This window comes from Nonomuraea sp. NPDC026600 (assembly GCF_040638335.1).
Lineage (GTDB): Bacteria > Actinomycetota > Actinomycetes > Streptosporangiales > Streptosporangiaceae > Nonomuraea.
On record NZ_JBEZYD010000037.1, the window covers coordinates 103,729 to 116,777 of the forward strand.

13 protein-coding genes are annotated in these 13,049 nt (G+C 66.4%); 4 read left to right on the forward strand and 9 right to left on the reverse strand.

Features of this window, described 5'->3' with window-relative positions; all coding sequences use genetic code 11:
* Positions 1-399 precede the first annotated feature (399 nt).
* The 3 genes from AB0F17_RS51595 (at position 400) to AB0F17_RS51605 (ending at position 2,895) form a co-directional block, all read left to right on the forward strand.
* Complete coding sequence (locus tag AB0F17_RS51595) at positions 400-1,449, forward strand: beta-eliminating lyase-related protein (protein WP_358039786.1); 1,050 nt, start codon at positions 400-402, stop codon at positions 1,447-1,449.
* A 630-nt stretch (positions 1,450-2,079) separates the two neighbouring features.
* Positions 2,080-2,415 (forward strand): hypothetical protein, encoded by a 336-nt coding sequence (locus AB0F17_RS51600; protein ID WP_358039789.1) that lies wholly within the window; start codon positions 2,080-2,082, stop codon positions 2,413-2,415.
* A gap of 39 nt (positions 2,416-2,454) precedes the next feature.
* Positions 2,455-2,895 (forward strand): pentapeptide repeat-containing protein, encoded by a 441-nt coding sequence (locus AB0F17_RS51605; RefSeq protein ID WP_358039792.1) that lies wholly within the window; start codon positions 2,455-2,457, stop codon positions 2,893-2,895.
* A gap of 1,009 nt (positions 2,896-3,904) precedes the next feature.
* Here the strand turns inward: AB0F17_RS51605 and AB0F17_RS51610 are convergent.
* From AB0F17_RS51610 to rpmH, 9 genes are all read right to left on the reverse strand, one after another.
* A complete protein-coding gene (locus AB0F17_RS51610; protein WP_358039794.1) occupies positions 3,905-4,864 on the reverse strand; it encodes a ParB/RepB/Spo0J family partition protein in 960 nt (319 codons plus the stop codon).
* A 337-nt stretch (positions 4,865-5,201) separates the two neighbouring features.
* A complete protein-coding gene (locus AB0F17_RS51615) occupies positions 5,202-5,342 on the reverse strand; it encodes a hypothetical protein (RefSeq protein ID WP_358039797.1) in 141 nt (46 codons plus the stop codon).
* A gap of 938 nt (positions 5,343-6,280) precedes the next feature.
* Positions 6,281-7,216, reverse strand: coding sequence for a ParA family protein (locus tag AB0F17_RS51620; protein ID WP_358039800.1), 936 nt, complete (start codon positions 7,214-7,216; stop codon positions 6,281-6,283).
* A gap of 137 nt (positions 7,217-7,353) precedes the next feature.
* A complete protein-coding gene (gene rsmG, locus AB0F17_RS51625; RefSeq protein ID WP_358039884.1) occupies positions 7,354-8,013 on the reverse strand; it encodes a 16S rRNA (guanine(527)-N(7))-methyltransferase RsmG in 660 nt (219 codons plus the stop codon).
* Between the two features lie 344 nt (positions 8,014-8,357).
* On the reverse strand, positions 8,358-8,846 hold the full coding sequence (locus AB0F17_RS51630) for a R3H domain-containing nucleic acid-binding protein (RefSeq protein WP_358039803.1): 489 nt from the start codon (positions 8,844-8,846) through the stop codon (positions 8,358-8,360).
* Between the two features lie 20 nt (positions 8,847-8,866).
* Positions 8,867-9,823: a membrane protein insertase YidC gene (gene yidC, locus AB0F17_RS51635; RefSeq protein ID WP_358039806.1), complete on the reverse strand. Its 957-nt coding sequence runs from the start codon at positions 9,821-9,823 to the stop codon at positions 8,867-8,869.
* Positions 9,824-9,827: 4 nt separating this feature from the next.
* The gene (yidD, locus tag AB0F17_RS51640) at positions 9,828-10,085 is read right to left on the reverse strand and encodes a membrane protein insertion efficiency factor YidD (RefSeq protein WP_250905286.1); all 258 of its coding nucleotides are present in this window, start codon (positions 10,083-10,085) and stop codon (positions 9,828-9,830) included.
* Between the two features lie 17 nt (positions 10,086-10,102).
* Positions 10,103-10,468, reverse strand: a complete 366-nt coding sequence (gene rnpA / locus AB0F17_RS51645) for a ribonuclease P protein component (protein WP_284734947.1) — start codon at positions 10,466-10,468, stop codon at positions 10,103-10,105.
* A 59-nt stretch (positions 10,469-10,527) separates the two neighbouring features.
* The gene (rpmH, locus tag AB0F17_RS51650) at positions 10,528-10,665 is read right to left on the reverse strand and encodes a 50S ribosomal protein L34 (protein ID WP_093172456.1); all 138 of its coding nucleotides are present in this window, start codon (positions 10,663-10,665) and stop codon (positions 10,528-10,530) included.
* 572 nt (positions 10,666-11,237) lie between these two features.
* Here rpmH and dnaA point away from each other — a divergent pair.
* Positions 11,238-12,809, forward strand: a complete 1,572-nt coding sequence (gene dnaA, locus AB0F17_RS51655; RefSeq protein ID WP_358039810.1) for a chromosomal replication initiator protein DnaA — start codon at positions 11,238-11,240, stop codon at positions 12,807-12,809.
* The last annotated feature ends 240 nt before the right edge of the window (positions 12,810-13,049 follow it).

Below are 13,049 nucleotides of genomic sequence, written 5' to 3' on the forward strand. Positions count from 1 at the left end.
CCGTCCATCGACCGACGTGATCATTCCGTCGCCACCAGCCCAGCCGCCTGCCTCGCTCTTTCGCCCGCCCCCGCGTGGCCCGCTCTCTCAGTCCACCCCCGAGCGGCCTACTGCGGTACGGGGCTTTCGCCGCCCGAGCCAGCGCCCGCGGCCCCGCACTTTCGACACACCCCCATATGGCCCGCCCTCCCCGCCCACTCCCGGGCGGCCCCGCACTTTCGACACACCCCGCCGACCTCTCCTCGACCCACCACCGGTCCCCCACAACAGGGAGCATCACCACGAACCTGGCGACGCAGCAGGAGCCGAGCCGAGCCAGAAGACGCCGCCCCCTAGCGATGGCTGGCATCCGGCCCGCCCTCCCCCTCCCCCTCTGACGCCTGAAAGTAGCCTGACCATGTGCTGACCGATTCGACCTACCCCAAGAGCTTCGCCAGCGACAACCACGCCGGCGTCCACCCCACCATCCTCGAAGCCATGACCGCGGCGAACCACGGAGACGCACCCGCCTACGGCGGCGATCGCTGGACATCCACCTTCGAGCACCTCATCAAAGACACCTTCGGCCCCAAGGCGGAAGGCTTCGCCGTCCTGAACGGCGCCGGCGCCAACATGGTCGGCCTCGCCCCCATGCTCGGCCGCTACGACGCCATCGTCTGCGCCGACACCGCCCACATCGCCACCCACGAAACAGGCGCGACAGAGCGGCTACTGGGCACGAAGCTCCTGACAACCCCCACAGCTGACGGCAAGCTACGCCCTCGAGACATCACCGCACGCCTCGACACCCTGGGCAGCCACCACGAATCCCAGCCCCGTGTCGTCTCCATCTCCCAAGTCACCGAACTCGGCACCTGCTACTCCCCCGAAGAAATCGCCGCCCTCGCCGACACAGCACACGCCGCCGGCCTACTCCTTCACATGGACGGCGCCAGACTGGCAAACGCCGCCGCCCACCTGAACACCACCCTCGGCGCGATCACCACCGAAGTCGGCGTGGACATCTTCAGCTTCGGCGGCACAAAGAACGGCGCCCTGGCGGCTGAAGCGGTCATAGTCCTCTCCCCTTCCCTCGCCCACGCCATCCCCTTCCTCCGCCGCCAGTCCCTCCAACTGGCCTCCAAGATGCGCTTCATCTCCGCCCAACTTTCCGCCCTCCTCACCCACGACCTCTGGCGCCACAACGCAACCCACGCCAACCACATGGCCACCCGCCTCGCCAACGGCATCGCCGACCTCCCCGGCATCACCATCGCCTACCCCGTCCAATCGAACGCCGTCTTCGCCACCCTCCCCAAGGCAGCCACTGCCGCCCTCCTCAACCGCTACCTGTTCCACCCTTGGGACGAGGCCGCAGGCACCGTCCGCTGGATGACCGCCTTCGACACCACCCCGGACCACGTAGACGACTTCCTCGACGACATCCGCAAATCCCTCGTCATCGCCTGACCTCCCGGGCCTGGCTGTTCTCCAAGCTCCCGACTCCCGGTTTCACGTGAAACATCGCCGCAGACCCCAGCCAACGAGCCCGCCAACGCCTCTGTTTCACGTGAAACCAACCACCCACCATCCCAACAAGATCCCGCCCACCACAGCACCATCCGACAGAGCGCCCACCAAGCCACAGCACCAATCCGTCTTACTGAGCCACGTAATGGCCAACGCACCACCGATTAACACCACTCGAACCAAACCCCAATGGCGCGGACGCACCGGGCGACACGCCTTAGAACCCCGCTACTACGTGCCACAGAGAGCGGCCACACAAGTACCCGCCAACGTGCGAGGGAAGGGCGTTCAAAGAAGTGTCGCGGGGTTCCGCAGATGATCGTTTCCCCTGTCTGCGTCTTCGATCACCAAGTACGATCCGGGCCTGGCCTTCGTGTGGTGGAGGCCAGGCGAGTGGAGGCGCAAGGTGCGGTTGGCTGAGACGTTTCGGGCGATGACGGTTTCGCGCATGGCCGTCCGTACACGGAGGCTGGATCCGACGTTCTTGGCGGCTGCAGGCTTGATTTTGCTGGTGGGCTTGATGTGGTTGCTCGGCCCCGGGCAGGCTGGGTCCTGGAGCACGTCGACGGCGTGACGGGATTATCGGGCAAAGAGCGTGCTGAAGCACTGGACGCGATCCGGGGCCGGGGGCTGGCAGTTTCGACGGGAGTGGTGGCGCTTGTGGCGGTGTTCTACGCCGCCCGCAACGCCGACACCGCCCGGCGTACGCACGAGGTGGGCCAGCGGACTCTCGCTCTCAGCGAGCAGGGCTTGGTCACAGATCGATACACCAAAGCGATCAAGCAACTCGGCTCAACAGAGCTGGCCGTCCGGCTGGGTGGTATCTACGCGCTGGAACGTATCGCTCGTGACTCGGCGCGCGATCATCCGACCGTGATAGAGGTGCTTACCGCGTTCGTGCGCTAGCCTTCCCGACTTGCCCACGCCAACACACCCGACCGTGATGTGCACGGGCAGGACGAGAAGGCGACGGCATCGTTGAAAGGGCGGCCACGGCTGCGGGCGGACGTACAGGCAGCCGTGGCGGTGATAGGCCGCCGAAACGTCAGCCATGATGACCCCGACCGCGGACGAGTTGATCTGGCTGAGGCGAATCTTGCAGGCGCGGATCTGGCAGGAGCACGACTCGGCGGGGTTGACCTTGCCCAAGCCAACCTCACCGACGCTGACCTGGCCGGAGCAGATCTCTCTCACGCAAACCTTTGGCGAGCCGACCTCACCCGCGCGCTTCTCACGACCGCGGATCTGGCAGGCGCGATCCTCGATGGGGCCAGGCTCACTGATGCGCTGATAACGGGGGCAAACTTCGACGGCGCGAAACTGGACGGTGCGCTTGACCTGTCTGACGCGGCAGGAGGGCAGCAGAAGCCTCCACCATCGATGTGAACACCAATCGGCGCCAGGCTCTTCACAAACATCTGTACACCGACACCAGGCCCTATGACCGTCGAGCACGAGTCCGTCCGCCAGGATTCTTCGCGGCTGCCCACCTGGAGTCGTTTGACCGCGTACCGGGATCATCATGTCCACTGATGTGGATTTCCTGGTGTCCGCTTACACGACTGGCGTCTGGCACGAAATTGGGCACGGCCCAGGCCTACTGGAAGACGCCTTATACGCCGGTGACTTAGACGCGGAGCGGACGCCTGACACGAGAGGCCCATCGAGAAGAGAAGGAGGGAGCAAGGCACGGCATGGGGAGCCAGGCAGCGCAAGCAGAACGAAGGCCGGGTGGCGGACGGGCGCGGCGCGGCTGGGGCGACGCATGCCGATGGTGCGATCCCATTTGACGCGATCCCATTTGACGCGGTGCAGACGGTGCGGTGCAGACGCACGATGCCGACGGTGCGAGGCCTACGGTGCGAGGCCTACGGTGCGAGGCGACGCGGCGGCGGAATCTCAGCGCCGCGCAGAACACAGAGTCTTGTGCGGAATGCAGCGGCAACGGAAGAGGCGAATCACGGGCAAGGTGGGCCGCGCGGGGGCGGTACTCCCCCAGCCCCGCCTAACCCGGCCCGGCTCACGCGGCCCGGCTCACGCGACGCGGGAAGCGCGACGCGGGAAGCGCGACGCGGGAAGCGCGACGCGGGAAGCGCGACGCGGGAAGGGACATAGGGGAGGCCGTGCGGCCGACGCGGTTCGGAGGGCACAGTTCGGTTCGATACCGAGAGATGCGGCGCGGTTCCGAATCGCGGAGCGTTCGGTGCGGAGCGGAGAGACAAGGCGGCGGTAGAAAGGGGAAGCGTGGCGGGGGTGTAGCGGCGCTCATGGGACGCGGTAGTGCCAGCGGGACGGAGAGGGGGCTGCGAGTGTTTCACGTGAAACACGGGCTGCTTGGCGAACAGCCCTAGGCGGCACGGAGCTTGCTGGCCGATGGTTTCACGTGAAACAGGGGTCAGTCTTCGGTGTCCTTCATGGCGCGGACAGCCTCGGGAGCCATGGTGCCGATGATGCGCTCAAGGTCGTCGATCGTCGCGAACTCCACCACGATGCGGCCCTTCCGGCGACCGAGGTCGACCTTCACCTTGGTCTCGAAGTGGTCGGAGAGGCGGTCTGCGAGGTGGACGAGGCCGGGTGCCGACGGCTTGTTGGGCTGGCGTTCACGGGTGGCCTTTGGAGCCGCCTTCGAGCTGCCGAGGGAGACGATCTCTTCGACGGCCCTGACCGAGAGGAGTTCGGCGACGATTCGCTTGGCCAGTTGGATCTGCTCTTCCGAGCTGTCGAGGCTGAGGAGAGCACGGGCATGGCCGGCGCTGACGGTGCCGGCGGCGACGCGGCGCTGGACCTCCGGCGGGAGGTTGAGCAGGCGCAGGGTGTTGGTGATGTGGGAACGGGAGCGGCCGACCTTCTGGGCGAGCTGTTCGTGTGTCGCCCGGAAGTCGTCGAGAAGCTGCTGGTATGCGGCGGCTTCTTCCAAGGCGTTGAGTTGCTCGCGCTGGAGGTTTTCGATCAGGGCGTCTCTGAGGAGTTCGTCGTCCTGGGTGTTGCGGACGATCGCGGGGATCGGGTCCAGCTCGGCCAGTTGGCAGGCGCGCCAGCGGCGCTCTCCCATGATCAGCTCGTACTGGCCTCCGCCCACCGAGCGTACGACGATTGGTTGGAGCAGGCCGACTTCGCGGATGGACGCGGACAATTCCTTGAGGCGGTCGTCGTCGAAGACGTCGCGGGGCTGGCGCGGGTTGGGAATGATCGCGCTGAGGGCGATCTCCCTGAAGTACGCTCCGGCAATTGGCCTCGGGCCGGTCTCCCCCGTTGCTCCATTCGCAGGGGCGACTGTCCCCGTGCCGTCAACGATGGGACCGGTCGGGATGAGTGCCCCGAGCCCCTTGCCCAATCCCCGCCGCTGCTGACTCACTGCGTCTCCTCATCCACCGGGCCGATTCCGGTCACTCCAGGAGAGGTTACCGTCGTCAACGCAACGGGGTGCCCGCTCGCCACGCGCGGTTCCTCCGGATTTACACCGCCACACGCTCACGCGTACACATCCGACCAGGCATGCCCTCCGCAGGCCTACCCAATGAATGGGTGTGACTGCGAAGACGACTGTTCAAAAGGATCCCGGCATGATTCCGGCCTAGAAGTGATGTGCGGTCGGGGCGGGGAATCAGCGTGTGTGCGCGTGCTGTACTCCATGAATCCGCCGTGCGCTCCCTGGGCGTGTCGGCACCTTGCCGCGAGCGTGGTGAGGCGGCCTACGAGTGTGCGTACGCCCTGGGCGTGCCGGGCCGCTCCCCGCTGTGGGCCACATGCTCGACGCGCGTGCAGTGGACGCCCCAGGGCGTCGCGAGCACCTCGACGCCGATGGCGTGCGGTTCGCGAACGCGCCGCAGCATCCTGGGGGCGGGTGAGGGGGATGGCCGAGGTGGGAGGCCGGCGGGCTGGTGAGCTGGTGGGTCGGTGGGCCGGTGGGTCGGTGGGCCGGTGGGTCGGTGGGCCGGTGGAGCGGTGGGCCGGTGGAGCGGCGGCCCGCGGGCTGGCGGGCCGGTGGGCTGGCGGGCTGGCGGGCTGGCGAAGCGGCGGGCTGGTGGGCCGGTGGAGCGGGGACTCCGTCTGGGCGCAACTGGGACTCGTTATTCGTGATTGCGTTACCGGTGCCCGGCGATTCGTGAGTGGGAGTCCTATGGATCACGCGTTGAGCGACCGTGATATTCCTGGTGTGGATGTCGCTTTCGATCGGCTCCAGAAACGTAAGCGGTCGTTTCCTCTGTGGCAGCGGGGTGGTGGGATCTCGGAGCGGGCGTTCGAGGATGTCGAGCCACCGCCGATGACGGCATACCAGCGGTGACACGCCAATGGCGAACACACCAGTAGGACTGCCAGCCGGACCGCCGGCAGAAGCGGTCCGTGGTGGTCCATCCGTGGACGACGGTCCGTACGCCGTCCTGCGGTAGGCGGTCTGGAAGTCGTTCCGTGGAAGGCGACCCGGAAGCCGTTCCGCGGGAGGCGGGCCATGGAACACGAGCCGTGGGTCGTCCATGCGGCAGTCCGTAGGGCGGCGTCCGTGGAGGGGAAGCAGTCAGTCTGTGGGGCGTCTTTGGTACGAGCTGTGCAGGCGGGTCCGGGGGCTGTCTGCGATAGACGACCCAGGACGATCTGTGAGGGGCCGCCCGGGGGTAGGAGGCATCCGTGAGCGGTCCGCACGCGGAAGCCGTCCGTGGGACCCGCCAGTCGGAAACAAGCTGTGGACATGGTCTGTGGAGCCGACTGCCGCACCCTGCCGTACGAGGTTCGGCCGGCCGTACAAGATCAGCCGCACAAGGGCGGCGGAAGGTCAGGCGATGGCGCGGTGGGCTATTTCCCGGGCGGCGTCCATGTAGGCCATGGCGCCGCTGGAGCCGGGGTCGTACGTCATGACCGACTGACCGTAGCTGGGGGCCTCCGAGAGGCGGACGCTGCGTGGGATGACCGTGCTGAGGACGGTTTCTCCGAAGTGGGAGCGGACCTCGTCGGCGACCTGGGACGCAAGCCGGGTGCGGCCGTCGTACATGGTGAGGACAATCGTCGAGAGGCTGAGCGTGGGGTTCAGGTGCACCTTGATGAGGTCGACGTTCCGGAGGAGCTGGCCCAGGCCCTCCAGCGCGTAGTACTCGCACTGGATGGGGATCATGACCTCTTCGGCGGCGACCAGGGCGTTGACGGTCAGGAGGCCGAGCGACGGCGGGCAGTCGATGATGATGTAGTCGAGCTCGATCGCCTCGAAGGCCGCCAGTGCGCGCCGGAGGCGGGCTTCACGGGCGACGAGTGAGACGAGCTCGATCTCGGCGCCGGCGAGGTCGATGGTGGCGGGCGCGCAATAGAGGCCCGGCATGTCCGGTACTTCCTTGATGATGTCGGCCATCGGCAGGTCGTCGACGAGCACCTGATAGACGTCCGGAACATCGCCGCGGTGCTCGGTGGCCAGCGCCGTGGAGGCGTTGCCCTGGGGGTCGAGGTCGACGACGAGGACGCGCTGACCGTGCATGGAGAGCGCGGCGGCAATGTTGACCGAGGTTGTGGTCTTGCCGACGCCGCCCTTCTGGTTCGCCACCGCGATCACCCGGCACTTGGGCGGCCTGGGCCAGGCGCCGTCGCCTCCCCCGGGCGCTTCGCCTGACTTGGCGGCGGCAGTTTGGGTGGCAGATGTTTCACGTGAAACCACTGAGCTGAGCGCCTCTCGTACCAACGGCGAATCACCGGGGTTTAGGGGGGTCTGGGTCACGTTGGCCATCCTTTCAACCAGTGGCAGGCCGATGCCAGGGATTGGCTGTCGCGACACGCCCATTTCGGGCCAGCCAACCCCGCTGGGACTCTCGGACAGAGGGCTGTCCGGCCAGCCAAGACCGCTTGACGCGATTGGCATGACCGTCACCTCCTTTGTCGCCGCCTACCGGACTCCGGCGCACGACCCGCTACCACCCGAACCAATGTTGCAGGCGGCTCGACCTTACCGCGCCCGACGGTCACAAGCTCGGCTGTCCTCGCCCCACAGGCCCGCAATTGGGGCTCCGCCTCGGCAAGTTCTTCCGCGGCGCGCTCCCCCTTCATGGCAATCAACTCGCCGCCTTCGCGAAGGAGTGGCATGGCCCACTTCAGCAGCCGGTCAAGTGGCGCGACCGCACGGGCGCTGGCGACGTCGAACTCACGTTTGCCTGCCAATTCTTCCGCCCGGCCGCGCAACACCTCGACGTTGTCCAGTTTGAGCGCTTCGACGCACTCCTCCAGGAAGACGGTACGGCGAAGCAGCGGCTCCAACAGGGTCACCGTGATGTCCTGTCGTACGATCGCCAGCACGAGGCCCGGCAATCCGGCGCCCGAGCCGATGTCGACCAGCCGGACCTCCGGCGGGACGGCCTCGGCGACGACGGCGCAGTTGAGCAGGTGGCGATCCCAGATCCGTGAGACCTCGCGCGGGCCCAGCAGCCCGCGTACCACCCCGGGGCCGGCCAGGAGCTCGGCGAACGCCTCTGCGCGGTCCCACGCATCGCCCGTGAAGACCTCTCGCGCCACAGCGGGCGGGGAGGGCAGCTCACGCGCTTCGTCGGGCGGAGGCGGCAGCTCATCGGTCACTGGTTGGTGGCCCTTCCTTGGGGGTTATGGGCGGGTGGCGCGCCAGGCGGTGGTCTCTACCCAAGGCTAGGCGTGCGATCACTTTGGAAGACTAGCGGGGCGGCCTGAATGAGGTCCGCGCGCCACACTCTCCACACTCGGCTCGGACGCTCCTCCATCCGGCAATTCCATCGAGCGTGCTGCCCGCCACGTACGTGGTGGGAGCGCTCCAGGAAACAACGGCCCCGCACACGGACCGGCCGCCATCCCCCGAGTGCGGGGACGGCGGCCGGTCGGCGAGCGTGCGCGCGAAGGGCGGCGGGTCAGGCCGGAAGAACCACCACGTACCGGTGTGGTTCCTCCCCCTCGGACTCGCTCCGGAGTCCGGCGGCGGCCACCGCGTCGTGGACGATCTTGCGCTCGAAGGGGGTCATGGCGTGCAGCGCCTTGGGCTCCCCCTTCTCCTTCACCTCGTTGGCGATCTCGGTGCCGAGCTTGGTGAGCTCCGTGCGCCGCCGCTCCCGGTACCCGGCGACGTCGAGCATCAGCCGGGACCGCTCCCCCGTCTGCCGGTGGACGGCCAGGCGGGTCAGCTCCTGGAGCGCCTCCAGAACCTCGCCCTCGGGCCCGACAAGGCCGCTGCCCTTGACGCCGACGACCGAGACCATCGCGCGGTCGCCTTCGACGTCCATGTCGATGTCGCCGTCGATGTCGGCGATATCCAGAAGGCCTTCGACGTAGTCTGCCGCGATCTCGCCTTCCTGCTCGAGCGCGTTGAGATCAGGAGCCTTCTCCTGCTCGGCCTCGGTCATGGCCGGCCTCTCCTTCGTGTTCACGACTTCTTGCTGCCGGTGCGCTTGCTGCGGGACTGGCGACTGGGCTGCTGCCGAATGATCTTAGGCTCCGGCGGCGCGGGAGGCACGTCCTCTTCCGAAGTGGCGGCGGGCTTGCGGAACTTGGCGAGCAGGCCGGCCTTCGGCTCAACCGGAACCGGGTTGCCCTTGGCGTCGAACTGCGGCATCGGGTGCCGACTGTAGAACCAGTGCTGCTGGCCGAGCGTCCACAGGTTCGTGGTGACCCAGTACATGATCAGACCCAGCGGGAAGTTGAGGCTGAAGAAGGCGAACAGCGGAGAGATGTACATCAGGATCTTCTGCTGCTGCGCCATGGGGTTGTCCGGCATCTGGGCCATCGAGCGCGTGACGCTCTGCCGGACGGTGAGGAACGTGGTCAGCGAGCTGATCGCCACGAAGACACCCAGCACGATCTTCGTCGTGACGACGGTGGCCCCGAAACCCTCGACCTGGGCCTGCGACATCCAGAAGCTGGCCGGGAGCGGCGCGCCGAAGATGTGCGCGGATCGGGCGCTGTCGACGAGCTGCTGCGTCATGCCGTAGACCGGGCGGCCGTCGGCCATGGCCCGCAGCACGGTGAACATCGAGATGAAGATGGGGAACTGCGCGACCACGGGCAGACAGCCACCGAGCGGATTGGCGCCCGCTCCCTGGTAGAGCGCCATGACTTCCTGGTTCATGCGCTGCTTGTCGTTCTTGTAACGCTTGCGGAGCTCCGCCACCTTGGGGGCGAGTTCCTGCATCTTTTTCGACGAGCGCATCTGCTTCAGGAAGAGCGGGAAGATCAGAACCCGCATGAACACGGTCAGCGTGACGATGGTCAGGGCCCAGGTCAGCCCGCTGTCCGGGTTGAGGAATGTGCTGTATCCCTGATGAATCCAGATGATGACATGGGCTACGGCTTCATAGAGCCAGCTCAGCCAGGACAGCTCCACCGAGCTATCTCCCTTGCGTTTCGTGGGACCGAACCGGGCGTGGGGGCACCGGGTCTATACCTCCGGGATGGAATGGGTGGCACCGCCCGATGCGCCGGACAGTCAGCCATGTGCCGCGCAATGCACCGTGTACGGCTATCGCTTCGAGCCCGTAAGCACTGCACGACGGATAGAACCGACAGCGCGGACCGAGCATCGGACCGATGAAGGCCCGATAGAACCGGATCGGGATGATCAACGCCCGAGCGGCGAGGCTCGGCATCCCTTGCGGCTGCTCGGTCATCTGTGTCCATCCATCGCGGACTCGCGCCGCCTGAGCAAACGATCCAACGCGAGATCGAGCTCGGCGGCAAGGTGCTCGTATCGCGCTGACGCGGCCGGTGGATTGGCGCGTACCACCAGCAGGCTACCTCGCGGGAGCCGGTCGAGACGGTCCCGCATCAGGTGTCGGAGCCGTCGCTTGACCTTGTTCCTGACGGCGGCTCCGCCGACGGCTCGGCTCACCACGAAACCAACCAGAGGCGTCGAATCCCCAGAAATGCCGAGATGCACTACAAGAGTGGGACGGCCCGCGCGCTTGCCACGCTTGACGGCCGCCTCGAACTCCTCCCCGCGTCGCATGCGGGATTGACGGGAAAGCACCATATACGCCTATCGCCCGCCGGCGGACTTCACCGGCGGGCGGACTATCGGACGCGAGTCGATCAGGCCGACAGCGTTTCGCGGCCCTTACGGCGGCGAGCGGCCAGGATGGCGCGACCGGCCCGGGTGCGCATCCGCAGCCGGAAGCCGTGGGTCTTCGCGCGGCGACGGTTGTTCGGCTGGAAAGTACGCTTGCTCACGGGTGGGCTCCAGGCTTGAAGGTGCGCCGCAAGGGCGCTGATACACACATGGCTGGCTTGCCAAGAGAGCGAGGGCACGCGAAATAGCCGTCGCGTGACAAGCCGACCATGGCACGTTACGGGGCAAGCATGCCCCAGGTCAAACTGGCGACCGCGGCGAACGAGTTATCCACTTATCCACATGCGGGTTTTCCACCGCCCCGGCCACGTCCACAGTATGTGCGCTCAGGTACCACTAGGCTGTGGACAACGCTTGAACACAGCTGTGCACAGGGCTACTGTCGCCCTTCCAGAGCCACTCAGGGCCTGTGCACAACCTGTGGATCTCCTGTGGATGGTCTGGGTAGCCAGCCCGGCCGCCACGCTGTGGACGAAGGCGCCGGCCGCCCCTGCGGGCGGGAGCTCCATGTGGATAACTAACCGCGGTGGACAACCGGCGACGGCGCACCGACAACCAAGACGTACATGCGCGAATCGCCAGCGACCAGGACCGCAGTGGACCAATCGCCGCAGCGGACAAGCGGTAAACGATCGATCGCGGGGGGCCGCGAGAGGAAGGAGGGGTACCGCACATGAACGGTGTCGACCTCGGCACGGTATGGGCGAACGCCCTGAGCAACTTCCTCAACGAGAACGTCCCCATACAGCAGCGCACCTGGCTGTCCATGGTGCGCCCGATCGCCCTGGCCGACGACACGATCGTGCTGGGCGTCCCCAACGACTTCCTCAAGGACCTCATCGAGGGCAAGTTGCGCCCCCTCGTGGCCCACGCGCTCTCCCAGGAGCTCGGCCGGGCCATGCGCCTGGCCGTGATGATCGACACGACGGCCCCCGAGCAGCCGATGCTGGACCTTCATCCACAGCCTGTGACTCAAAGTTATCCCCAGGGCCCGGACCACCAGCCGCGTTATGCACAGCCCCCATCGGTGCAGCACTACCAGGTTTCCGAGCCTCCGCAGTTCTATTCTCCACAGCCGGACCCGGCCCAGATATCCACCGCATATCCACAGCCCACGTTCTCTTTTGAACAGACGCAGTCCCCTGTGGAGAAAATGCCGGAGCCGACGCAGAACCGCTGGGAAGCGAAGAGCAACAAGCCCAGCGAACCCGCCCGGCTCAACCAGAAGTACACCTTCGAGACATTCGTCATCGGGGCCAGCAACCGATTCGCCCACGCGGCCGCGGTGGCCGTAGCCGAATCCCCCGCAAAGGCGTACAACCCACTCTTCATTTACGGCGACTCCGGCCTGGGGAAGACCCACCTCCTGCACGCGATCGGGCATTACGCCCAGAGCCTGTACGACGGCGCGCGGGTGAGGTACGTGAGCTCGGAGGAGTTCACCAATGACTTCATCAACAGCATCCGCGACCACAAGGCCGACGGCTTCCGCGGCCGCTACCGGGCGATCGACATCCTGCTCGTGGACGACATCCAGTTCCTGGAGGGCAAGGAGCAGACGCAGGAGGAGTTCTTCCACACCTTCAACACCCTCCACAACGCCAACAAGCAGATCGTGATCTCCAGCGACCGGGCGCCTAAGCAGCTGATCACGCTGGAGGACCGGCTGCGCAACCGGTTCGAGTGGGGCCTGATCACCGACGTCCAGCCCCCTGAGCTGGAGACGCGCATCGCGATCCTCAGGAAGAAGGCCATCCAGGAGGGTCTGGCCGCACCGCCCGAGGTCCTGGAGTACATCGCCAGTCGCATCTCCACCAACATCCGCGAGCTGGAGGGCGCCCTGATCAGGGTGACCGCGTTCGCCAGCCTCAACAGGCAGGGTGTGGATCTCCAGCTGGCCGAGGTGGTGCTGAAGGACCTGATCACCTCCGACGGCGGGGGCGAGATCACGATCTCCACGATCATGGCCAAAACCGCCGAATACTTCGGCATCAGCCTCGACGACCTGTGCGGCAGCTCGCGCAGCAGGGCGCTGGTCAACGCCCGGCAGATCGCGATGTACCTCGTCCGGGAGCTGACGGAGCTGTCGCTGCCGAAGATCGGACAGCAGTTCGGTGGCCGCGATCACACGACCGTCATGCACGCCGAGCGCAAGATCCGCTCGCTCATCGCGGAGCGCAGGTCGATGTACAACCAGGTCAACGAGCTAACAATGCGTATCAAACAGACGTCGCGTGGATCCTGACCGTTATGCACAGCCTGTGGATAACACTGTGGATCAGCGGAAACGCCGGAACGCGGCGGCCGTACGTCCTATCTTCGCCAGAAAAATCCCGCGCAGAGCCTGGGGATAAATCTGGGGACATCCTGAGGACAACTTGGGGACAACCGGTGGATGACTTGTGGACGGCCTGTGCACAGTCTCTGGAGGGTCCGCCGCGAGGCCGTTTACCCCGTGGACAACCTGTGGAAACCTCGTGGATAA

Excerpts from the sequence above, each read along its gene's own strand:
- AB0F17_RS51615 (WP_358039797.1), bottom strand. The coding sequence starts at position 5,342 with ATGCTGCGGCGCGTTCGCGAACCGCACGCCATCGGCGTCGAGGTGCTC.
- AB0F17_RS51620 (WP_358039800.1), bottom strand. The coding sequence starts at position 7,216 with ATGGCCAACGTGACCCAGACCCCCCTAAACCCCGGTGATTCGCCGTTG.
- AB0F17_RS51630 (WP_358039803.1), bottom strand. The coding sequence starts at position 8,846 with ATGACCGAGGCCGAGCAGGAGAAGGCTCCTGATCTCAACGCGCTCGAG.
- yidD (WP_250905286.1), bottom strand. The coding sequence starts at position 10,085 with ATGCCGAGCCTCGCCGCTCGGGCGTTGATCATCCCGATCCGGTTCTAT.
- rnpA (WP_284734947.1), bottom strand. The coding sequence starts at position 10,468 with ATGGTGCTTTCCCGTCAATCCCGCATGCGACGCGGGGAGGAGTTCGAG.
- dnaA (WP_358039810.1), top strand. The coding sequence starts at position 11,238 with ATGAACGGTGTCGACCTCGGCACGGTATGGGCGAACGCCCTGAGCAAC.